This window comes from Paenibacillus sp. sg306046 (genome assembly GCF_059821225.1).
Map to the genome: position 1 here is coordinate 32,744 of NZ_JCAMRT010000029.1, position 21,147 is coordinate 53,890.

Here is a 21,147-nt window from a genome sequence, read left to right on the forward strand (position 1 = left end):
AGGCGCCATTCGGCGCCTAACCCGCACATCTATCGCAGCAGAGCTTACTCGACACCCATCTCTGCGCCTTCTAAATTCAAGTTCAGCTTGTCGCTGGTTACTTCGTCTTCGTCATCCATCTCGCGCATTTCGATCTCTTGCTCATCGCCGGAGAGAATTTTCACGTCCATCCCCAAGCTTTGCAGCTCTTTGATCAATACCTTGAACGATTCCGGAACACCCGGCTCAGGCACATTTTCACCCTTAACGATAGACTCGTACGTTTTGACCCGGCCGACGACATCGTCAGACTTGACGGTCAAAATTTCCTGCAGCGTATAGGCTGCGCCGTATGCCTCAAGCGCCCATACCTCCATCTCGCCGAACCGCTGTCCGCCGAACTGGGCTTTACCGCCGAGCGGCTGCTGCGTAACAAGCGAGTATGGACCTGTGGACCGGGCATGGATTTTATCGTCAACCATGTGCGCCAGCTTGATCATGTACATGACGCCGACGGTAACTTCACGCTCGAAGGAATCACCCGTCCGGCCATCATACAGAATCGTTTTGCCGTTGCGCTGCATGCCTGCTTCTTCCATCGCATCAAATACGTCATACTCACGCGCTCCGTCGAAAACCGGAGAGGCCGTATGGACACCCAGGAAGCGCGCTGCCATTCCCAAGTGAACCTCCAGCACCTGGCCGATGTTCATCCGCGAAGGAACGCCCAGCGGGTTCAGGACGACTTCAACCGGCGTGCCATCCGGCATGAACGGCATGTCCTCTTCCGGCAAAATCCGTGCAACGACACCCTTGTTACCATGCCGTCCGGCCATTTTATCGCCCTCGGAAATTTTCCGCTTCTGGGCAATATAGACACGAACGAGCTGATTGACGCCTGGAGGCAGCTCATCGCCATTTTCACGGGTAAATACTTTCACATCCACTACGATTCCGTCTGTACCATGCGGAACGCGCAGCGACGTATCGCGAACCTCGCGCGCCTTTTCTCCGAAGATCGCGTGCAGCAGGCGTTCTTCCGCCGTCAGCTCCGTCACGCCTTTCGGCGTCACTTTACCTACAAGAATATCGCCGGCGGCGATTTCCGCACCAACGCGGATAATCCCGCGCTCATCCAGATTTTTCAGCGCGTCTTCCCCGACGTTCGGGATATCGCGTGTAATTTCCTCCGGCCCCAGCTTCGTATCGCGCGCTTCGGATTCGTACTCCTCGATATGGATCGAGGTGTACACATCCTCTTTCACGAGACGCTGGCTGAGCAGAATCGCATCCTCGTAGTTGTAGCCTTCCCACGTCATGAAGGCAACGACTACGTTGCGACCCAGCGCCAGCTCGCCCTGCTCGGTGGAAGGACCGTCAGCCAAAATATCGCCAACGCGCACCTGCTCGCCTTTGTGACAGATCGGACGCTGGTTGATGCAGGTTCCTTGGTTGGAACGTAAAAATTTATGCAGCTTGTGCTTCACCAGGTCACCATTGACCAAGCGTCCGTCAACCGTCTCCTGCTTGCGCACCCATATTTCGTTGGCCGATACTTTCTCGACAACACCGTTCACCTTGGACACGATACATACGCCGGAATCTTTCGCCGACTTATGCTCCATGCCCGTTCCGACCAGCGGAGCCTTTGGAATCAACAGAGGCACCGCTTGCCGCTGCATGTTCGATCCCATGAGCGCACGGTTGGAGTCATCGTTCTCCAGGAACGGAATCAGCGCCGTCGCAACCGATACAACCTGCTTAGGCGAAACGTCCATGTAGTCAACGCGTTCCTTCGCAATCCGAAGGTTGTCATCCTTGTAACGAACGATAACCATATCGTTGGCAAATTTGCCTTCTTCGGTCAAGTCCGCATTCGCTTGGGCGACAACGTAGTTATCCTCTTCATCCGCCGTCAAATACGATATTTCGTCTGTGACAACGCCCGTATTCGGATCAACGCGACGATAAGGCGCTTCGATAAAGCCGAATTCGTTTACGCGCGCAAATGTCGACAAGGAGTTGATCAACCCGATATTCGGACCCTCCGGCGTCTCGATCGGGCACATCCGTCCATAGTGGGAGTGATGCACGTCGCGGACTTCAAAGCCTGCGCGCTCACGCGTCAAACCGCCCGGTCCGAGTGCAGACAGACGGCGCTTATGCGTAAGCTCAGCAAGCGGGTTCGTCTGGTCCATAAACTGGGACAGCTGCGAGCTGCCGAAAAACTCCTTGATCGAAGCAATAACCGGCCGGATGTTAATCAGCTGCTGCGGCGTAATCGTGTTAACGTCCTGAATGGACATCCGCTCGCGTACGACGCGCTCCATCCGCGACAAGCCGATCCGGAACTGATTCTGCAGCAGCTCGCCAACGGAACGCAAGCGGCGGTTACCGAGATGGTCAATGTCATCCGTGCTGCCGATGCCGTGCAGCAGATCAATAAAATAATTGATCGAGGCAATAATATCGGCAGGCGTAATATTTTTAACAGACTTCTCGATTTTGCCGTTCGCGATCACCTTAACGACCTTGCCATCCTCAAGCGGCGAATACACATGGATACATTGCAGCGGAATCCGCTCATTTTCCGTGACGCCGCTGGCGATATTGTACTCCTTGAAGCCGACACTATCCTCCAGATACGGCAAAATGGTATCCAGCAGGCGGCGGTCAATCATTTGGCCCGCTTCTGCAATAATTTCGCCCGTTCCGGCGTCAACCAGCGTCTCAGCCAAGCGGTGGTTGAACAAACGGTTTTTAATGTGCAGCTTTTTATTAATTTTGTAGCGACCGACATTCGCCAGGTCATACCGCTTAGGATCGAAGAAGCGCGCAACGAGCAAGCTTCTTGCGTTGTCCAGCGTAGGCGGCTCGCCCGGACGAAGACGCTCGTAAATTTCAATCAGAGCCTTGTCCGTCGAATCGGTATTATCCTTGTCGAGCGTGTTCCGAATATACTCGTCATCACCCAGCAGCTCGATGATTTCGGCATCCGTGCCAAACCCTAATGCGCGAAGCAGTACGGTAACCGGAATTTTACGAGTACGGTCGATCCGGACATAAATAATGTCCTTCGCATCCGTCTCCAGCTCCAGCCATGCGCCGCGATTCGGAATCACGGTCGCCGTGTACGTTTTCTTGCCGTTTTTATCAACCTTGGTGCTAAAATATACGCTAGGGGACCGAACCAGTTGGCTGACGATTACCCGTTCGGCACCGTTAATAATGAAGGTTCCCGTGTCCGTCATAAGCGGGAAGTCGCCCATAAATACTTCCTGCTCCTTAACTTCGCCGGTTTCCTTATTAATCAGCCGTACCTTCACACGCAGCGGTGCTGCATAGGTGACATCGCGCTCTTTGGATTCGTCCACCGAATATTTTGCTTCCCCAAGTGAATAGTCGATAAATTCCAGCACCAAATTCCCCGTAAAATCCTGAATCGGGGAAATATCCTGAAACATTTCGCGCAATCCCTCATCCAAAAACCATTGGTACGATTTTTGTTGGATCTCAATCAGGTTTGGAACTTCCAAAACCTCATGAATCCGAGCGTACGATCTGCGTTTACGTCGACCTAATTGAACAAGATGACCCGCCAACTTAGATTCACCCCTCATGTCTGCTCATATAGAACAAAATAAAAGCCTCTCTGGAAGCCTTCTCGACCAAAATCTCGCGAAGTCAAACTTCTTTTAGAAGCTTCTAATCCTGATGCCAGATCGCAACCAATGTTTCGTCCAGCTAATTGCCACAAATTCCCTCTTACCTTGTAGGGTTTACGCAAAACCTAAACATTATACGTCAAATGCTCAAACTTTATTCAACCCGAAAAAAATTTCCTTGACATTTTAGCCAACTAAAGAGAAATAGCCCAATCATAAGGCTGACATTTTATAATAATATCATATTGACAAATGCAAGTCAACAAAAATTCCAATATCATTCATGTATGCATGTCCGCTTCGTGATTTTGCCGTCTCACACCTTTATCGCCTTCAAAATCCAGTATCCTTTCTCCCGCTCGACTTCCTCGACCTCACCGAACAAAGACTCAAGCTTGGCAGCCGCTGACGGCGCGCCTTGCTTCTTCTGGATCACAACCCACAACGCCCCTCCCGCAGCCAGCGCAGCATGCGCCTGTTCAAAGATGCTATGCACAATCTCTTTGCCGGCGCGAATCGGGGGATTGGTTAAAATGACATCAAATTGCCGGTCATGGACTGCCTCCAGCCGATCGCTTTGCAGCACGGCCACGTTGGTAATGCCATTGGCGACCGCATTGCGCCGCGCCAGCTCCACGGCCCGTTCATTCACGTCAACCAAGGTAACGCGACCTTGAGGAGCAAGCAACGCAGCGCTTAGACCGATCGGACCATACCCGCAGCCAACGTCGAGAACCGCCGCATTCGGAGAGAAGCTCATCGTTTCGATCAGCAGCCTGGAACCAAAGTCAATCGCCTTTTTGGAAAATACGCCCGCATCGGTGACCAACGTCAGCTTTTTGCCGCGCAGCGTCTCTTCCAATTGATGCAGATCGTGCTCCACACTTGGCTTCGAGCTGTAGTAATGTTCGGACATGGTCGTTCCTCCCTACTTCCGTGATGCTGCATCGCCTCTCCCAGCAGCAGCTTTTCTTGATACATCAGTTGAAACTGCGATTGATGTCGGAAGAAAAACGTCCGCTCGCAGAGGCATCCGACACGGAAAACCCCTTGCGTGAGGTCAGCCTCGAGCAAGGGGTCTGTCGCCAAGCAAAAACTACTTCACTTCTACGGAAGCGCCTGCTTCTTCCAATTTTGCTTTGATCGTATCGGCTTCTTCCTTGCCGATTTTTTCTTTGATTGGTTTTGGTGCGCCGTCTACCAGATCTTTCGCTTCTTTCAGACCAAGGCCTGTGATTTCGCGAACAGCTTTGATAACGTTGATTTTGGATGCGCCAGCGTTGTTCAGAATAACGTCGAATTCAGTTTGCTCTTCGACTTCTGCTACTGCTCCGCCTGCAACGACAGCTACAGGAGCTGCTGCAGTTACGCCAAACTCTTCTTCGATTGCTTTAACCAGATCGTTCAGTTCCAGTACAGTCATGCCTTTGATGGCTTCCAAGATTTGCTCGTTGCTCATGGTTAAACCTCCATTATATCAATTAAGATATTTGATTTTGAATTGCATTGGTCATAACAAAATTAAGCTTCTTGCGCGCCGCCTTCTTGTTTCTCGGCGACAGCTTTGACCGCGAGGGCAAAGTTGCGCACTGGAGCTTGAAGGACGCTGAGCAACATGGACAGCAAACCTTCGCGGGAAGGAAGCTCGGCCAGTGCTTTAATTTGGTTGAAATCAACCACTTTACCTTCAACTACGCCTGCTTTAACTTCCAGCTTATCATTTTTCTTTGCAAAGTTCGTCAAAATCTTTGCAGGAGAGATGATATCATCCTTGCTGAAAGCAATCGCAGTAGGACCCGTCAGGTACGTGTCCAGCTCAGTCAATTCCGCGCCAGCCGTAGCACGACGTACCAACGTATTTTTCAATACTTGGAACTCAATGCCAGCTTCACGCAATTGCTTGCGCAGCTCGGTAACTTGAGCTACATTCAAACCACGGTAGTCCGCAACGATTGCGCAAGAGCTGCCTTTCAGCTTCTCTGCCACTTCCGTTACTTGTGCCGCTTTTTGCTCGATAATTTTTGCGTTTGCCATTTTTGCACCTCCTACAAGTTTCTGTTAAGAAACTGCTTCGTAAGCATAATCCGTTTTCCGTAGGAAAACTGACTTCGTAAGCCTAATTACCTTATCGTAAACCTCGTCCGCACATGTCGACTGTCTGTGAACACATCTTTGCAAGCAGCAAAAATGCCTTCGCAGACAAGAGCGAAGGCATGATGATTCCCATATTCCATAAGCCGCAAAGCTTTGAATATCGAACGTTTATCATAACACCTCGGCAGGAAATTAAGCCCTGAGGCACCTGCTGTCTACGGTAAGCATATTCGTTTGTTAACAACCTAGAACATGTTAGCACAGTTGATTTTAATTGTCAACCGGCAACCGCTTTCTAGCGTTGACCCGCTACGTTAACACGAGCGCTTGGACCTTGCGTCGAGGATACCGCGATGTTTTTCAGGTATACCCCTTTGGCTGCAGCCGGTTTCGCTCTGTTCAACGCATCGACCAAGGCTTTGAAGTTTTCTGCGAGCTTCTCAGCATCGAAGGAAACTTTGCCGATCGGAGCGTGGATTTGTCCGGCTTTATCCAGACGGTATTCGATTTTACCTGCCTTGATTTCCTGAACAGCCTTCGTTACATCGAATGTAACGGTACCTGCTTTAGGGTTAGGCATCAAACCTTTACCACCCAGAATACGACCGAGTTTACCGACTTCACTCATCATGTCCGGCGTAGCTACGCAAACATCGAAGTCGAACCAGCCTTGCTGGATTTTGTTGATCATGTCTTGATCACCTACGAAATCAGCGCCGGCAGCTTCCGCTTCCTTTGCTTTCTCACCTTTGGCAAATACAAGCACACGTTTCGTTTTACCTGTGCCGTGAGGCAGAACAACTACGCCACGAACAGCTTGGTCTTGCTTACGAGGGTCTACGCCCAGACGTACAGCCACTTCGACCGTTTCATCGAACTTGGCGCGTGCTGATTTCTTCACGAGCTCGATCGCTTCGAGCGGCTCGTAAAATTTCTCAGCGTCAATCAACTTGGCAGCTTCCAAGTAGGTTTTGCCGTGTTTAGCCACTTTACAGTCCTCCTATGTGGTACTAGCGGAATATCCTCCCACTGTTTGCCTTGCTTGCAGCCCGGCATGAACGGTCATGAATTAGTCTTCGATGACAACGCCCATGCTGCGAGCTGTACCTTCCACCATACGCATAGCAGCCTCAACGGATGCAGCGTTCAGGTCAGGCATTTTTTGTTCAGCGATTTCACGTACTTTCGAACGTTTAACCGTTGCGACTTTTTTCTTGTTCGGTTCGCCGGAGCCTTTTTCGATACCAGCAGCAACGCGAAGCAAGACGGCAGCCGGAGGCGTTTTTGTCTCGAACGTAAACGAACGATCCTCGAACACCGTAATTACAACCGGAATGATCAGACCAGCTTGATCTGCAGTACGAGCATTGAACTCTTTGCAGAACGCCATGATGTTAACACCTGCTTGACCCAGTGCAGGACCGATCGGCGGCGCCGGGTTCGCTTTCCCTGCAGGAACTTGCAGTTTCACCATTTTAATTACTTTTTTAGCCATGTGTGACACCTCCTCGCATGTAGTATGGCAGCCGCGTCAGCTACAGCTTTTCCACCTGGTGGTAGTCCAGCTCAAGCGGCGTCTCTCTGCCAAACATATTGACGTGAACTTTCAGCTTGCTTTTGTCGACCAGTATTTCCTCCACGGACCCAACAAAGTTGGCGAACGGGCCGACTTTCACGCGAACCGTATCTCGAAGCTCGAAGTCGATCTTCGGCTTTGGCTCTTCCATTCCCATGTGTTTCAGAATCGACTCCACTTCCTCAGGAAGCAGCGCGGTCGGCTTCGAACCGGAACCGGTTGAACCGACAAACCCGGTAACGCCAGGGGTATTACGCACCACATACCAGGAATCGTCCGTCTGGATCATCTCCACAAGCACGTACCCGGGATATACCTTGCGCATTACCGTCTTTTTCTTACCGTCTTTATTCACCAACTCTTCTTCCATGGGAACGAGTACGCGAAAGATCTTGTCCTTCATGTCCATGGATTCCACACGTTTCTCCAAGTTAGCCTTCACCTTGTTTTCATACCCGGAATAGGTATGTACGACGTACCATCTCTTTTCCATTCCCATTAGCGCCACCAATCAGCCTAGATTATTTAAACACGAGGCGAAGCAGCTCCGAAATCCCTAAGTCCAGAACGTAGAAGTACACCGTCACGAAGATGACCGTAAATAACACGACCAGCGTATAACTAATCAGTTCTTTACGGCTAGGCCACTTTACTTTTTTCAACTCGGACCATGCGTCGCCAAAAAAAGAAAACGTGCTGCCGAATCCCTGCTTCACTTTAGCCAAAAAGGACACAACCTACACCTCCAAAAAACTAGCGAGTTTCGCGATGAGCCGTTTGTTCATTGCAATACTTGCAATATTTCTTGAGCTCCATGCGGTCAGGATGGTTGCGCTTGTTTTTGGAAGACGCATAGTTTCTTTGCTTGCAGTTTGTGCACGCTAATGTGATAATCACCCGCATGATGTACACCTCCTACGGACCAGCCTCTGATTTACAGCCTTATCAAACCAGCAAAAAAACGCCTACTTCGCTAAGGCTACCTGAATACATTATCATATGGCACTTCTTCTGTCAAGGAAATCCCGCCTGCTACAAGTATAGTCAGCATTCCCCGCGCTTAAACGACGGCAGCACAAAAAACGCCTGGCGGATTCGCCAGACACTCGATCGGATGCGCCGCTTATCGGCGCCCCGGCTATTCAAAGAAAGAGCGCTTCTCATCCATCGAGAGGCGCTTGTTTATGCATCGCGTACTTCCAGATAACGCTCCAGCTTTCGTTTGACCCGCTGCAAGGCGTTGTCGATCGACTTTACGTGACGGTCCAGATCAACGGCAATTTCCTGATAGGATCGGCCATCCAGATACAGCATCAGCACCTTGCGCTCAAGATCGCTCAAAATTTCGCCCATCTTGTCTTCAAGACCGCTGAACTCCTCCTGATTAATGATCAGTTCTTCCGGATCAGACACACGGGAGCCGCAAATGACATCAAGCAGCGTACGGTCGGAATCTTCATCATAAATGGGCTTGTCCAGGGAAACGTAAGAATTGAGAGGAATATGCTTCTGTCGGGTAGCCGTCTTAATCGCCGTAATGATTTGACGGGTAATGCATAATTCAGCAAACGCTTTAAATGAGGCAAGCTTGTCCCCGCGGAAGTCACGGATCGACTTGTACAGTCCGATCATCCCTTCCTGAACAATGTCCTCCCGATCGGCGCCGATCAGAAAGTAGGAACGGGCCTTCGCACGAACGAAATTACGATACTTGTTAATCAAGTACTCCAGCGCATCGCTGTCGCCTTCGCGGACCGCCTCGACTACGTCTTCGTCAGCCTTGAGGTCGTATTCGCACATTCTCAACTCTTTGAGGTCGACAATCACCACAATCCCTCCGGCCTGCGCTTGAAAGATACAGTTAGTATACATTATGTAATCTGCCACCGTCAATAAAATTCGACTTGCCTATGGCTGGCATAAACGAGATTTTCTAACAGAAAATGCAAGCCTTCGCGGCAGCTTCAGCGGCCTCTGCGCCAGTCCTCAAGCCGCTTCCGCTGCTCCTCGTTTAAGGTGCTGTCGACGCTGTTGCGCCGCGGCTCCTTCTCCTCGCGAATTTTGCGCCGAATTTCCTGCCGCGCCTGCCGCACCTTGTTCAGCAGCTCGCTCGCAGGCAGACGAAAGGCTCCTTTGCCGAAAATGACATGCTGCTCCGTCATATCGGACGTGGCGACATACACCTGCTTGCGGCGTCCGACATGCGAGGTAACCAGCCGCTCGATCAGCTCGTCCGCCGTCTCTTTTTCTTTCGTAAAGTAAACGGGCAACCGGCTTTCCAGATATTTGCGGCCCTGGCCGGGCACATAATACGCATCAAATACGAGGATGACCTTCATCCCGGAGAAGGACTGAAACTCCGCCATCGTCTGGATGAGCCGGTCGCGAGCCTCCTCCAGCCGAATATCCTTGAGCTTCTGCAGCTCCGGCCAGGCGCCGATAATGTTGTAGCCGTCCACAATCAGCGTTTCCTGAATCATGCGAACCACCCGCCCCAAGTCCGCGACTGCCCGGTCATCATTGGCCCGTTTGCCGCTGGCGGACCACCTCGTACATGAAGACAGAGGCGGCGACAGAGGCATTCAGCGAATTGATATGGCCAACCATCGGAAGCTGCAGCAGAAAATCGCATTTTTCACGGATCAGCCGTCCGATGCCCTTGCCCTCATTCCCAATGACAATAGCCAGCGGCATCGTCAGATCAGTCTTGTACAGCGGAGCCTTCGCTCCCACATCCGCTCCGGCGATCCAGACGCCCTGCTCCTTGAGCTGCTCGATCGTCTGGGCCAAATTCGTCACCCGCGCGACGGGCACATATTCAACCGCTCCCGCCGAGGTTTTGGACACAGTGGCCGTAATACCGACGGAACGACGCTTCGGAATGATGACGCCATGAACGCCGGTGCAATCCGCAGTCCGCAAAATCGAGCCGAGATTATGCGGATCTTCGATCTCGTCCAAAATAAGCAGGAACGGCTGCTCGTTGCGAGCGGCCGCACGCGCCAGCAAATCGTCCACCTCAACGTAATCATAAGGCGCCACCTGGGCTACAACCCCCTGATGCTGCAGCCCCTCCACCATCTGATCCAGCTTGCGTTTATCGGCAAACTGCACGATGACGCCATGCTGCTTCGCTTCGGCAATGATCGGCTGCGTCAGCTGCTTCTGCGCCTGCTCCGCGATCCATATTTTATTAACCGTCCGGCCCGAACGGAGCGCTTCCAGTACGGAATGCTTGCCGCCAATGAAATCTTCCACGATGTTTCCTCTTCTCTCAGTTAGTTGTCAGCCCTCGCCCTGCTCCAGCGCAAGCTCAAGCAGGAATCGCAGCCGTTCCCAGCGGCGGCAGTAGTACAGGTAGCCGATCAAGCATTCGAATGCGGTACTGTGCCGGTATTCCAGCACGTCGGCGTTTTTCGCCGTTGTTCCTGATTTTGCGTTGCGACCGCGCTTGACGATATCCGCTTCTTCCTCGGTCAGCAGCGGCAGCCACCGGGTCAGCGCCTTGGCCTGAGCCTTGGCGGACACATAGCGGCTGGACAGCCGGTGCAAATGATCCGGCCGGTGATTCGTCAGCGACACCACATACTGGCGGATGTACATATCATAAATCGCATCCCCCACATAGGCGAGCACAAGCGGGTTCATCAGCCTTGGCGCGCGAGACGGAGGGAAAGCGAACAGCCCCAGGCCGAACGGGTCGGCTTGCTCCTCTGCGGACCCGGAGAGATCCCTCTCTCTGTCCTCAGCATGCTCCCCGTTCGCAGGCTGCTCGCCGCCGCCGTTGTTTCCGTATGCGTCCCCCGTCATTTGCGCCGCCAGCGGATACCTTGCGGCGTATCCTCAAGCACGATGCCACGTTCCGTGAGCAAGTCGCGAATTTCATCGGCACGCGCCCAGTTTTTGCTTTTCCGCGCCTCCGTCCGGTCGATAATAAGCTGCTCGATGTCGGCATCCAGCAGTTCATCTGCGCCGCTGGTCAAAATACCAAGCACGCCGTTCATCGCCGCGAGCTGTGCAAGCAGCAGCTCCACCGTCCCGGCATGCACATGATCGCGGCTCGCGTAAGGGTTGGCGAGATTGACAAGCTCGAACACCGCCGTAATGGCATCCGGTGTATTAAAGTCATCATCCATCTTGGCTTCGAACTGCGTCTTAATTTCGGCCACAGCCGCCGCGACCGCTGTCTCCGCCTCGCCAAGCGCGCCGTCAGCCGTCTTCAGCCGATGCTGCAGCGTAACCCGGCAATTTTCGATCCGGGCCAGGCTGCCGCGCGCCTGCTCCACGGCCTCATCGCTGAAATTCAGCGGATTGCGGTAGTGGCCGGACAACATAAAGTAACGGATCACTTCGGCCGGGATCGTCTTGAGCAGCTGGTGTACCGTGATGCCGTTGCCGAGCGACTTCGACATTTTTTCATTATTGATATTTACGAACCCGTTATGCATCCAATAGTTGCTCATCGCATGGCCGGTCAAGCCTTCGGACTGGGCGATCTCACATTCATGATGCGGGAACGTCAGATCCTGCCCGCCGCCATGGATATCAATCGTATCGCCCAAATATTTGCGCACCATCGCCGAGCATTCGATATGCCAGCCCGGACGGCCGTCGCCCCAAGGGCTGGACCAGCTGATTTCACCCGGCTTCGCGGCCTTCCACAGCACAAAATCCTGCGGGTTTTCCTTGCGCTGATCCACGTCCACCCGGATGCCAAACTGCAGCTCCTGCAAATTTTGCTGGGACAGCTTTCCGTAGTCCGCAAACTTTGAAGTGCGGAAAAACACGTCCCCGCCCGCCTCGTAAGCAAGCTCCCTTGCTTCCAAATCCGTAATAAAGTCGATAATCTCCGTCATGTTTTGCGTAACACGCGGATGCACGGTCGCTTCGCGCACGCCCAGTCCCCGCGTATCCTCGTAATAGTGCTGCACGAACAGGTCCGCGACTTCCGGCACGGTCAGGTTCATTTCAGCCGCCTTTTTGATCAGCTTATCGTCCACATCCGTAAAGTTAACGACATAGTTGACCTCGTACCCGCTGTATTCCAGATACCGGCGTACCACATCGAAGAAAATAACCGGTCGCGCATTGCCGATATGGATGTAATCGTACACCGTCGGGCCACAGACATACATGCTGACCTTGCCCGCCTCCAGCGGCTTAAACGTTTCCTTGCTCCGAGCCATCGTATTGTAAATACTAAGCGTCATGAGATTGATGTCCTCCGTTCTTCATTTCAAGCCTGGCAAGCTTGCTTTTTAATTCGTCGATCTGCTCCTGGGAATGGCGAAACATCTCAATGACCGGGTCAGGCAGCTTATCGTGCTCCAGCCGACCGATGCGCACGCCGTCGCGTTTCACGATCCGGCCCGGGATGCCGACCACCGTGCTGTTGGGCGGAACCTCGGACAGCACCACCGCATTGGTCCCGATCCGCGAATGATCTCCGACCGTGAACGATCCGGTTACCTTCGCGCCGGCAGAAATGACGACGTTGTTGCCAATTGTCGGGTGGCGTTTTCCTTTTTCTTTCCCCGTCCCCCCCAGCGTCACTCCATGATACAACAGCACATCGTCGCCGATCTCACAGGTTTCGCCGATGACGACGCCCATCCCGTGATCAATAAAAAACCGCCGGCCTATGACCGCGCCAGGATGAATTTCAATCCCTGTCATGAAACGGCTGATCTGGGAAATGACCCGCGCCAGCGTATACCATTTGCGCCGGTACACCAGATGCGCAACCCGGTGCGCCCAAAGCGCATGCAGCCCCGCATACGTAAAGACGACCTCGAACCATCCCCGGGCTGCCGGGTCATTTTCGAAAATTGTCGCGATATCTTCCTTCATTCTGCCCAACATGCTTCAGGACCCCACTTCCTTATTCCTCTCCCGCGCCGCTGATCCGTCTTCGCCACAGCCGTTCCGGCTCGCCATACGCGCACACAAGCCGGCAGTTCGACCGCTTGCCGATTGTCCGGCCATACAAAAAAGCCTCCGCAGCCTTGAAGGCTGCAGAGGCGTATTCATTCGCGGTTCCACTCTGCTTGCGCAAGCGCAGGTTCCCACGGCCGTCCGCCAAGGTTCCATGCATTCGCACATCTCGCTCGTTCGTATCGTGAACGGTACGGCAAAACTACCCTGAATCTGAGGTTAGACCTCCGGATTCAGATCGTCTTAACAGCTCCCGGGTGCACTTCCGCCGATGGTGGACTGGATGACTTGCAGCCGGCCGTTCAGCCGATCATCCTCTCTGTGAATCCGCCGCTTCCGCGTACTTTCCCGTTCTACGCCATGTCGAATATTCAGGTTTGCTTACGATGTTAGCAGAAAGTCCGCGGGATTACAATAACTTCTTCAGTCGGGTGAGCACCTTGTCCCTACCGAGCAGGTGAATCGTCATATTCAGATCCGGGCCATGCATCTGACCTGTTAACGCCACGCGGATCGTCATGAACAGCGGTTTCCCTTTGTAGCCGGTTTCCGTTTGGACTGCCTTCACAAGCGCTTTGACCGTATCCACGGTAAAGTCAGCCGCGCCCTCAGCCTGCTTGAGGAAGCTGCCCAGAACGACCGGCGCATGCTCCTCGCCCAGCAGTGCCGCCGCTTCTTCATTCAGCTGTACCTCCTCGCGGAAAAACAGCTCCGACAACGGCACAATTTCCGCCGCGTAACGCAATTGATCCTGGTACAAACGGATCAGCGAGCTTGCCCAAACGTCCTGCTCCGCACTCAGCTCGGCTGGCAGCAGTCCCGCCTGCTGCAGATGCGGCACGCTTAATGCAGCGATTCGCGCAGGGTCCGCTTTTTTAATGTACGCATTGTTCATCCAATTCAGCTTGTCCATGTCGAATACAGCCGGGCTTTTCGACACGCGATCCAGATCAAACTGGGCGATCAGCTCTTCCTTCGAAAATATTTCCTCCTCGCCCTTCGGCGACCAGCCAAGCAGTGCGATGAAGTTCACAACAGCCTCCGGCAAATAGCCGAGCGATTCGTACTGCTGGATAAACTGGATGATGGATTCATCGCGTTTGCTCATCTTTTTGCGATCCGGGTTCAAAATAAGCGCCAGATGGGCGAATTCCGGCACCGGCAAGCCAAGCGCCTCATACATCATAATTTGACGCGGCGTATTGGTCAGATGCTCCTCTCCGCGAATAACGAGCGTAATCTTCATCAGATGATCATCCAAAATAACTGCGAAATTGTACGTCGGGATACCGTCGGGACGTACGATAATAAAGTCGCCGATGCCGTTCGAATCAAACTCCACCTGCTCGCGAATCCGGTCCGTGAATGCAATCGTCCGGCCCGCTGGCACAAGGAAGCGAATGGACGGCTTGCGGCCCTCGTCCCGGTAGCTTTGCTGCTGCTCCGGCGTCAAGCTGCGGCAGCGGCCCGAATACATCGGCATTTGGCCCGCAGCTTCCTGGGCCGCCCGTTCCGCCTCCAGATCGGCTTCCGTACAGAAGCAGTTATAGGCGTGGCCTTCCCGCAGCAGCTGATCGACAAACGGCTGATACAAATCAAGCCGCTCCATCTGGCGGTATGGACCATACGGTCCGCCGATGTCCACACTTTCATCCCAATCCATGCCAAGCCAGCGCAAGCCGTTCAGCTGGTTGTCTACGCCGGACTCGACATGCCGGGTCTGGTCGGTATCCTCGAACCGGACGATAAATTGTCCTCCCTGCTTGCGGGCATACAAATAATCAAACAATGCGGTGCGGGCACCGCCGATATGTAAATGTCCGGTCGGACTTGGCGCATATCTTACGCGAACGTCTGCCATCCCTTAGCTCCCCTTCCCTATTTCCCGTTATACGAGTTATAAATTGTTATGATAGCACACCATGAACCAAACAAACAATCGCTTGTGCCGCGATCCCTTCACCCCGCCCGGTAAAACCAAGCTGCTCGGTTGTCGTTGCCTTCACGTTCACCTGCGACGGCTCGGCAGCCAGCGCAGCGGCAATCCGCTCCACCATCGCCGGAATATACGGCGCCATCTTCGGCTTCTGCGCAATGATCGTCAGATCGGCGTTGCCGAGCCGGTAGCCCGCATCCGTCGCCAGCTTCCACACATGCAGCAGCAGCTCATAGCTGTCCGCATCCTTATACTCTGCCGCCGTGTCCGGAAAATGCTTGCCGATATCGCCCAAGGCCAGCGCTCCCAAAATGGCGTCGCTGAGCGCATGCAGCAGCACATCCGCATCCGAATGCCCGAGCAGCCCTTTTTCAAACGGAATATCGACGCCGCCGATGATACATTTGCGGCCCTCCACCAGTTGATGGACATCAAAGCCTTGCCCCACGCGAATCATTCGTTTCCCTCTCTCCTGACATGTCGTAATATCCACTCCGCCCAAGGCAGATCCTCCGGCGTTGTGATCTTGATGTTATAGTAGTCGCTTTCGACGACCGCTACTTGTCGGCCAAGCCGTTCGACCAGCATCGCGTCATCGGTACCAATAAAGCCCTCTCGCTGCGCGTGCTCGTGTGCCTCCAGCAGCATGGAAAAACGAAAAGCTTGCGGGGTTTGAATCGCCCACAAGCTGCTGCGGTCCGGGGTCGCCGTGATGAGGCCGCCGCCGTCTACCACCTTGATCGTATCCTTTACCGGCACAGCCAGCACCGCCGCATCCGTGCGTGCCGCCTGCTCCAGACATGCCTTGACATGCGTCGGCGCTGCGAACGGTCGTACTCCGTCATGCACGAGCACCCACATCAGCTTCGACGGCAGCGCCTTCAGTCCTTCATGGACGGAATGCTGCCGCTCCTTGCCGCCCGGAATGACGGCCGCCGTCTTGGACAGCCCATACTGCTGAACCCAGCGGCGGCAACGCTCCACATCATCCGCCCCCGTCACCAGGACGATTGTATCGACAAATGCCATACGTTCAAACGCTAGCAGCGTATGGATCAAGATTGGTTTATCATCGAGCTGTAAATATTGCTTGCTTTCCGTTGTTCCCATACGCGTGCCTTTACCCGCTGCTACGATCACAACGCCTGTTTTGCCTGTTTGGCCGTTCACCTTACCACCTGCCCGCCTACCGTCTAGCACGCGGTCCTCGCGAGCCTTCGACTCGCGACGCCTCTCCGCAGGCGATTGCGCCGTGGGAGACCCTTCTGTGCATCTCTTCTATCATAACGGTTCAGAGCGCTTTTTCCAAGAGCTTGGGCTTGGCAAAAATCATCCGGCCCGCCGATGTCTGCAGCACACTCGTGACCAGCACATCCAGCGTCGTCCCGATAAACTCGCGACCGCCCTCTACCACGATCATCGTGCCGTCATCGAGGTAAGCGACGCCTTGACCATGCTCCTTGCCATCCTTGATGACCTGCACGAGAATTTCTTCGCCCGGAAGCACCACCGGCTTGACCGCGTTGGCCAAGTCATTAATGTTCAGCACGGATACTCCTTGAAGCTCGCAAACCTTGTTCAGATTAAAATCATTCGTAATGACTTTGCCGCGCAGCACCTTGGCCAGCTTGACCAGCTTGCTGTCCACCTCGGAAATTTCTTCGAAATCCCCTTCGTAAATCAGCACCTTCACATCCAGCTCCTTCTGAATTTTGTTCAGAATGTCCAAGCCGCGACGGCCGCGATTGCGCTTGAGCAGATCAGACGAGTCGGCAATATGCTGCAGCTCCTCCAGCACAAATTCCGGAATTACCAGCGTCCCCTCGATAAAGCCGGTCTTGCAAATATCGGCAATTCTGCCGTCGATAATGACACTCGTATCCAGAATCTTGTGCTCCTCGAAGCCCTTCGCTTCGCCTTGCGCGCCCCGTCGTCCACGGGCATCTCCCCGCTTCTCCAGCAGCGCCAGCAGCTCTTCTCTCTTGACAAGCCCGATCCGAAAGCCTGCATACGCCAATACTCCGATCAGCAGCATATGCAGCAGCGGGCTGGAATAGCCAGTACGCTCCAGCGGGAACAGCAGCAGCGAGGACAGCAGCACGCCGAGGCCCATTCCGCAAGATCCGGCAATCAGATCAATCATCGGAATGCTCGCCACCCGCTCCTCTCCGTTTCGGATCAATCCAAGCAAGCTGGTCACGGTCCAGGCGCTGATCGAATAAAACAGCAGCGCAAACCCGATGAACATATACACTGCTTGTCCGCGAATCTCCTCCGTACCGAGCACCGCTGCGGCCATGTCGAATAAAGGCTTGCCCAGTGTATCGCTCCACTGTAAGCCAAGCGTGCCTCCGATCAGGGCGAATAAAAGCTGAAACCCTGTTTTCATCCCAAACCTCACCTCCATTTTTTTCCTCATGCTTCGTTACAATTATGAACCAAAAGCATGTTCCCTAACCCCGGAGACATGAAGAAAATGCAAAAATGAGCGGATACAAAAAAGCATCCATTCTCCATCAGGAAAATAAATGCTTTTCGTCTCCGCCCATAGGGTGATGCCTTACATCATTGTTGATTGGGAGTCGGCTTCCTCCCGCTCTTTCTTACGCTTTCTGCGGGTAAAGAAAAACATCCGATCAACGTTTTTTTTTAAGCCGTACAGCGCATACAGCAGCAGCGGTACAAAAATCAGCTTGGACAACGTACCCGGGAACTGCACAGCCAGCACAACCGCGATAACAACAACGATAGGCGTAATCCAGATCGCGGCTTTCGGGATGCCGATTTTCTTGAAGTTCGGATATTTAACCGTGCTTACCATCAGGTAGGACAGCAGCAAGGTCGACAACAGAAGCACAATCGTGTTCAGCTCCTGATGAAACAGCGCCAGCGTACACAGTACGCCGCCTGCCGCAGGAATCGGAAGTCCGATGAAATAACCCGGGGTGCCTGCCACGACATTAAATCGGGCCAAGCGAAGCGCTCCGCAAATCGGGAACACGGCTGTCACAATCCAGGCCGCCGCCGTATTCAATTCCGTAAAAGCTACCACGTACATGATGAAGGCCGGCGCCACCCCGAAGGAGATGACATCGGACAACGAATCCAGCTCTTTGCCGAATTCGCTCTGGGCGTTCAAGGCGCGGGCTACACGCCCGTCCAGGCCGTCCAGCAGCATCGCAACAATGACCATGATGGCCGCAAGCTCCGGCTTGTTGTTGAACACCGATATAATGGCAATAATGCCGAGAAACAAATTCCCAATCGTAAACACATTGGGCAACGATTTAGTTATCATGGATTAGTCCACCTCTGGTTTACTGTGCCCCAAGGCTGTTCTCGCTATGAGGCCACCCTATGATTGTAAGCAAGTTAGATATGTCTGTCAATGAGTACCTGATCTTGGATACGCTTGAGACCTTCCTTGATCGTACGCGCCCGGACTTCGCCGATGCCGTCCACTTCGTCCAGCTCGCCGATGGTCGCCATCATCAGATGCGGCAGCTGCTGGAACCGCTCAACCAGGTTATGAATAATAATAACCGGCAAGCGCGGAATTTTATTCAACACGCGATAGCCGCGCGGTGACACAATTTCTTCGGCACTGGCTGAGAAATGCGGATAACCAAGCGCTTTGGCGATTTGGGCATGCTCCAGAATTTCGTCGTTGGCAATTCGTTTAAGCTGCGAGAACACATCCTTGACTTTGTCCTCGTTGGCCTCCTTAATATAATCCTTTACGAGCAACAGCGCTTCACGTTCCGTATTGCCCACAAGTTCTTCCAGCTGCATGCTGATTAAGCGGCCTTCGTTGCCCAGTTCGTTGATATAGCGGTTAATCTCGGCCTTGATTCTCAGCACCATCTCGATGCGCTGTATAACACCCGTCACATCATGCAGGGTGACCAGCTCCTCGAATTCCGAAGCGCCCAGATTTGTCATATCCTGATCAAGCACCGACTTGTATTTTTCAAGCGTCTGAATCGCCTGATTTGCCTTCGTTAATATAACGCCGATATCTTTCAGCGAATACCGCAGCGTCCCCTGGTACAGCGTAATGACGTTGCGGCGCTGGGAGATGGACACGACGAGCTTGGAGGTTTGCTTTGCAACGCGCTCAGCCGTACGGTGGCGAATCCCGGTCTCCGTTGACGAAATGGAGGAATCGGGAATCAACTGGGTGTTCGCATACAATATCCGTTTCAAATCCTCGCTTAAAATAATTGCGCCGTCCATTTTGGCCAGCTCATATAAGTAGTTCGGGGAAAAATCGCAGTTGATGGAAAATCCGCCGTCCACGATTTCCATCACTTCCGGGCTATAGCCAACTACGATCAATCCGCCCGTTTTCGCGCGCAATACATTTTCCAGACCGTCGCGGAATGCCGTTCCTGGCGCAACCAGCTGCAGCAACTGGCTCATCACGTCGCGCTTTGAATCATCCTTGCTCAAATCGTTGTCCCTCCTGACCTTTCTAAACATCCTTATACAAAAGCAGCAGACAACGCCTCGGCAACCGTCTGCACACCGATAATCTCAATCCCCGAAGGCGGCGCCCAGCCCTTCAGGCTTTTCTCCGGCAGGATGACCCGCCTGAAGCCAAGCTTCTGCGCCTCGCGTACACGCTGGTCCACGCGGGAAACGCCGCGCACCTCGCCCGTCAAGCCGACCTCGCCGAATACAACATCGAAGGGCTGCGTCGGCTGATCGCGAAAGCTCGAAGCGATGCTGACCGCTACCGCCAGATCGACGGCCGGTTCATCCAGCTTCACACCGCCGGCTACATTCAGGTAAGCGTCCTGATTTTGCAAAAACATGCCCATTCGTTTCTCCAGCACAGCAATGATCAGCGCCAGCCGGTTATGGTCGTAGCCGGTCGCCATTCTGCGCGGAGATGGGAAGTTAGTCGATGTAATCAGCGCCTGCAGCTCGACAAGCACCGGACGGGTGCCCTCCATACTGGCGACCACAGTCGAGCCTGCCACCCCAAGCGGCCGTTCCGACAAAAACAGCTCAGACGGGTTGCTCACCTCGACCAGCCCGCTTTCACGCATTTCAAAAATACCGATCTCATTCGTCGAGCCGAAACGGTTTTTCACAGCACGCAGCACCCGATACGAATGATGACGCTCGCCCTCAAAATACAGCACGCAGTCCACCATATGCTCCAGCAGCCGCGGGCCGGCAATCGCGCCCTCTTTAGTAACATGACCAACTAGCACCGTTGCAATACCTCGAACCTTGGCGATTCGCATAAAATGCCCCGTGCATTCCCTGACCTGGGAAACGCTTCCGGGAGCTGAGGTAACAACAGGATGATATACCGTCTGAATCGAGTCCACGACGACAAAGTTTGGCTGCAGCTCGTCAATCGCCGCTTCGATCAGCTCAACATTCGTCTCGCACAATACAAACAGCAGCGGCGATACAGCCTCCAGCCGGTCCGCCCGCAGCTTCGTCTGCCGGACAGACTCCTCGCCGGAGATATAGAGCACCTTCAACTGCTGTCTGGTCAGCTCATGCGAAGTTTGCAGCAGCAGCGTTGATTTCCCGATCCCGGGGTCGCCGCCGACCAAAATAAGCGAACCCGGTACGAGCCCGCCGCCGAGCACCCGGTTCAGCTCCTGGTTGCTGGTAACTACGCGTAATTCCTCGCTGCTTTCTATGTTTATGATGGGAACCGGCTTTTCTTTCTTGCCCGAGATGGAAGTATTCGCCCCTCGCGACTTACTGACCGTCTCCACTTCTTCTACAAATGTGTTCCACGCTTCGCAGCCCGGACATTTCCCCAGCCATTTCGGCGATTCATATCCGCATTGCTCGCAACAAAATTTCGTTTTGGTTTTTGCCAAGCTGACATCACCTCAAGTTCCATTACAAAAGTTTACCATGCCAATGCCCCAAAGAAAACCCTCCGGCCTTCCGTTTCATAAATATTCTCGCGGCTGCACGCAAAAAAACAT

The 21,147-nt window shown here is 53.6% G+C and carries 23 protein-coding genes and 1 other annotated feature; all 23 genes read right to left on the bottom strand.

Going from position 1 to position 21,147, the window contains the following annotated elements:
* Window positions 1–44: 44 nt before the first annotated feature.
* The 23 genes from rpoB to radA all read right to left on the bottom strand — a co-directional run bounded on the left by rpoB (window position 45) and on the right by radA (window position 21,036).
* Complete coding sequence (rpoB, locus tag AC6ROY_RS22530; protein WP_500102829.1) at window positions 45–3,581, bottom strand: DNA-directed RNA polymerase subunit beta; 3,537 nt, start codon at window positions 3,579–3,581, stop codon at window positions 45–47.
* Between the two features lie 379 nt (window positions 3,582–3,960).
* Window positions 3,961–4,560: a class I SAM-dependent methyltransferase gene (locus tag AC6ROY_RS22535; protein WP_500102830.1), complete on the bottom strand. Its 600-nt coding sequence runs from the start codon at window positions 4,558–4,560 to the stop codon at window positions 3,961–3,963.
* A gap of 180 nt (window positions 4,561–4,740) precedes the next feature.
* Window positions 4,741–5,103: a 50S ribosomal protein L7/L12 gene (gene rplL / locus AC6ROY_RS22540; RefSeq protein ID WP_500102831.1), complete on the bottom strand. Its 363-nt coding sequence runs from the start codon at window positions 5,101–5,103 to the stop codon at window positions 4,741–4,743.
* Between the two features lie 62 nt (window positions 5,104–5,165).
* The gene (rplJ, locus tag AC6ROY_RS22545; protein WP_500102832.1) at window positions 5,166–5,678 is read right to left on the bottom strand and encodes a 50S ribosomal protein L10; all 513 of its coding nucleotides are present in this window, start codon (window positions 5,676–5,678) and stop codon (window positions 5,166–5,168) included.
* 140 nt (window positions 5,679–5,818) lie between these two features.
* Window positions 5,819–5,977: a sequence feature (ribosomal protein L10 leader region), on the bottom strand.
* 56 nt (window positions 5,978–6,033) lie between these two features.
* Window positions 6,034–6,726 carry a 50S ribosomal protein L1 gene (rplA, locus tag AC6ROY_RS22550; protein ID WP_500102833.1) on the bottom strand — a complete coding sequence of 231 codons (693 nt, stop codon included), beginning with the start codon at window positions 6,724–6,726 and terminating at the stop codon, window positions 6,034–6,036.
* 81 nt (window positions 6,727–6,807) lie between these two features.
* Complete coding sequence (gene rplK, locus AC6ROY_RS22555; protein WP_072338039.1) at window positions 6,808–7,233, bottom strand: 50S ribosomal protein L11; 426 nt, start codon at window positions 7,231–7,233, stop codon at window positions 6,808–6,810.
* Between the two features lie 40 nt (window positions 7,234–7,273).
* Window positions 7,274–7,807, bottom strand: a complete 534-nt coding sequence (nusG, locus tag AC6ROY_RS22560) for a transcription termination/antitermination protein NusG (RefSeq protein ID WP_072338040.1) — start codon at window positions 7,805–7,807, stop codon at window positions 7,274–7,276.
* Window positions 7,808–7,835: 28 nt separating this feature from the next.
* The gene (gene secE / locus AC6ROY_RS22565; RefSeq protein ID WP_072338041.1) at window positions 7,836–8,048 is read right to left on the bottom strand and encodes a preprotein translocase subunit SecE; all 213 of its coding nucleotides are present in this window, start codon (window positions 8,046–8,048) and stop codon (window positions 7,836–7,838) included.
* A 19-nt stretch (window positions 8,049–8,067) separates the two neighbouring features.
* Complete coding sequence (gene rpmG / locus AC6ROY_RS22570) at window positions 8,068–8,217, bottom strand: 50S ribosomal protein L33 (protein ID WP_072338042.1); 150 nt, start codon at window positions 8,215–8,217, stop codon at window positions 8,068–8,070.
* A 279-nt stretch (window positions 8,218–8,496) separates the two neighbouring features.
* The gene (gene sigH / locus AC6ROY_RS22575; RefSeq protein ID WP_500102834.1) at window positions 8,497–9,141 is read right to left on the bottom strand and encodes an RNA polymerase sporulation sigma factor SigH; all 645 of its coding nucleotides are present in this window, start codon (window positions 9,139–9,141) and stop codon (window positions 8,497–8,499) included.
* Between the two features lie 137 nt (window positions 9,142–9,278).
* The gene (locus AC6ROY_RS22580) at window positions 9,279–9,794 is read right to left on the bottom strand and encodes an NYN domain-containing protein (RefSeq protein ID WP_500102835.1); all 516 of its coding nucleotides are present in this window, start codon (window positions 9,792–9,794) and stop codon (window positions 9,279–9,281) included.
* A gap of 37 nt (window positions 9,795–9,831) precedes the next feature.
* Entirely contained in the window at window positions 9,832–10,572 is a 741-nt protein-coding gene (gene rlmB / locus AC6ROY_RS22585) for a 23S rRNA (guanosine(2251)-2'-O)-methyltransferase RlmB (protein ID WP_500102836.1), read from the bottom strand.
* A gap of 27 nt (window positions 10,573–10,599) precedes the next feature.
* Complete coding sequence (locus tag AC6ROY_RS22590) at window positions 10,600–11,124, bottom strand: Mini-ribonuclease 3 (RefSeq protein ID WP_500102837.1); 525 nt, start codon at window positions 11,122–11,124, stop codon at window positions 10,600–10,602.
* The gene (gene cysS / locus AC6ROY_RS22595) at window positions 11,121–12,524 is read right to left on the bottom strand and encodes a cysteine--tRNA ligase (protein WP_500102838.1); all 1,404 of its coding nucleotides are present in this window, start codon (window positions 12,522–12,524) and stop codon (window positions 11,121–11,123) included. Before cysS ends, AC6ROY_RS22590 begins: the two co-directional genes overlap by 4 nt.
* A complete protein-coding gene (gene cysE, locus AC6ROY_RS22600) occupies window positions 12,514–13,176 on the bottom strand; it encodes a serine O-acetyltransferase (protein ID WP_500102839.1) in 663 nt (220 codons plus the stop codon). Before cysE ends, cysS begins: the two co-directional genes overlap by 11 nt.
* A gap of 19 nt (window positions 13,177–13,195) precedes the next feature.
* Window positions 13,196–13,408: a hypothetical protein gene (locus AC6ROY_RS22605; RefSeq protein ID WP_500102840.1), complete on the bottom strand. Its 213-nt coding sequence runs from the start codon at window positions 13,406–13,408 to the stop codon at window positions 13,196–13,198.
* A gap of 249 nt (window positions 13,409–13,657) precedes the next feature.
* The gene (gltX, locus tag AC6ROY_RS22610) at window positions 13,658–15,109 is read right to left on the bottom strand and encodes a glutamate--tRNA ligase (RefSeq protein ID WP_500102841.1); all 1,452 of its coding nucleotides are present in this window, start codon (window positions 15,107–15,109) and stop codon (window positions 13,658–13,660) included.
* Between the two features lie 46 nt (window positions 15,110–15,155).
* A complete protein-coding gene (ispF, locus tag AC6ROY_RS22615) occupies window positions 15,156–15,641 on the bottom strand; it encodes a 2-C-methyl-D-erythritol 2,4-cyclodiphosphate synthase (protein ID WP_500102842.1) in 486 nt (161 codons plus the stop codon).
* Window positions 15,638–16,354 (bottom strand): 2-C-methyl-D-erythritol 4-phosphate cytidylyltransferase, encoded by a 717-nt coding sequence (gene ispD / locus AC6ROY_RS22620; protein ID WP_500102843.1) that lies wholly within the window; start codon window positions 16,352–16,354, stop codon window positions 15,638–15,640. The genes ispF and ispD overlap by 4 nt, the downstream gene beginning before the upstream one ends.
* Window positions 16,355–16,475: 121 nt before the next feature.
* On the bottom strand, window positions 16,476–17,573 hold the full coding sequence (locus AC6ROY_RS22625; protein ID WP_500102844.1) for a PIN/TRAM domain-containing protein: 1,098 nt from the start codon (window positions 17,571–17,573) through the stop codon (window positions 16,476–16,478).
* A 171-nt stretch (window positions 17,574–17,744) separates the two neighbouring features.
* Complete coding sequence (gene pssA / locus AC6ROY_RS22630; RefSeq protein ID WP_500102845.1) at window positions 17,745–18,482, bottom strand: CDP-diacylglycerol--serine O-phosphatidyltransferase; 738 nt, start codon at window positions 18,480–18,482, stop codon at window positions 17,745–17,747.
* A 74-nt stretch (window positions 18,483–18,556) separates the two neighbouring features.
* Window positions 18,557–19,606: a DNA integrity scanning diadenylate cyclase DisA gene (gene disA, locus AC6ROY_RS22635; protein ID WP_500102853.1), complete on the bottom strand. Its 1,050-nt coding sequence runs from the start codon at window positions 19,604–19,606 to the stop codon at window positions 18,557–18,559.
* Between the two features lie 62 nt (window positions 19,607–19,668).
* A complete protein-coding gene (gene radA / locus AC6ROY_RS22640) occupies window positions 19,669–21,036 on the bottom strand; it encodes a DNA repair protein RadA (protein WP_500102846.1) in 1,368 nt (455 codons plus the stop codon).
* Between the last annotated feature and the right edge of the window lie 111 nt (window positions 21,037–21,147).

Coding starts and splice junctions, on each gene's coding strand:
- AC6ROY_RS22535 (WP_500102830.1), bottom strand. CDS start 4,560: ATGTCCGAACATTACTACAGCTCGAAGCCAAGTGTGGAGCACGATCTG.
- rplL (WP_500102831.1), bottom strand. CDS start 5,103: ATGAGCAACGAGCAAATCTTGGAAGCCATCAAAGGCATGACTGTACTG.
- rplJ (WP_500102832.1), bottom strand. CDS start 5,678: ATGGCAAACGCAAAAATTATCGAGCAAAAAGCGGCACAAGTAACGGAA.
- rplK (WP_072338039.1), bottom strand. CDS start 7,233: ATGGCTAAAAAAGTAATTAAAATGGTGAAACTGCAAGTTCCTGCAGGG.
- nusG (WP_072338040.1), bottom strand. CDS start 7,807: ATGGAAAAGAGATGGTACGTCGTACATACCTATTCCGGGTATGAAAAC.
- rpmG (WP_072338042.1), bottom strand. CDS start 8,217: ATGCGGGTGATTATCACATTAGCGTGCACAAACTGCAAGCAAAGAAAC.
- AC6ROY_RS22580 (WP_500102835.1), bottom strand. CDS start 9,794: ATGATTCAGGAAACGCTGATTGTGGACGGCTACAACATTATCGGCGCC.
- AC6ROY_RS22590 (WP_500102837.1), bottom strand. CDS start 11,124: ATGACGGGGGACGCATACGGAAACAACGGCGGCGGCGAGCAGCCTGCG.
- cysS (WP_500102838.1), bottom strand. CDS start 12,524: ATGACGCTTAGTATTTACAATACGATGGCTCGGAGCAAGGAAACGTTT.
- cysE (WP_500102839.1), bottom strand. CDS start 13,176: ATGTTGGGCAGAATGAAGGAAGATATCGCGACAATTTTCGAAAATGAC.
- AC6ROY_RS22605 (WP_500102840.1), bottom strand. CDS start 13,408: ATGCATGGAACCTTGGCGGACGGCCGTGGGAACCTGCGCTTGCGCAAG.
- gltX (WP_500102841.1), bottom strand. CDS start 15,109: ATGGCAGACGTTCGCGTAAGATATGCGCCAAGTCCGACCGGACATTTA.
- ispF (WP_500102842.1), bottom strand. CDS start 15,641: ATGATTCGCGTGGGGCAAGGCTTTGATGTCCATCAACTGGTGGAGGGC.
- AC6ROY_RS22625 (WP_500102844.1), bottom strand. CDS start 17,573: ATGAAAACAGGGTTTCAGCTTTTATTCGCCCTGATCGGAGGCACGCTT.
- pssA (WP_500102845.1), bottom strand. CDS start 18,482: ATGATAACTAAATCGTTGCCCAATGTGTTTACGATTGGGAATTTGTTT.
- disA (WP_500102853.1), bottom strand. CDS start 19,606: ATGAGCCAGTTGCTGCAGCTGGTTGCGCCAGGAACGGCATTCCGCGAC.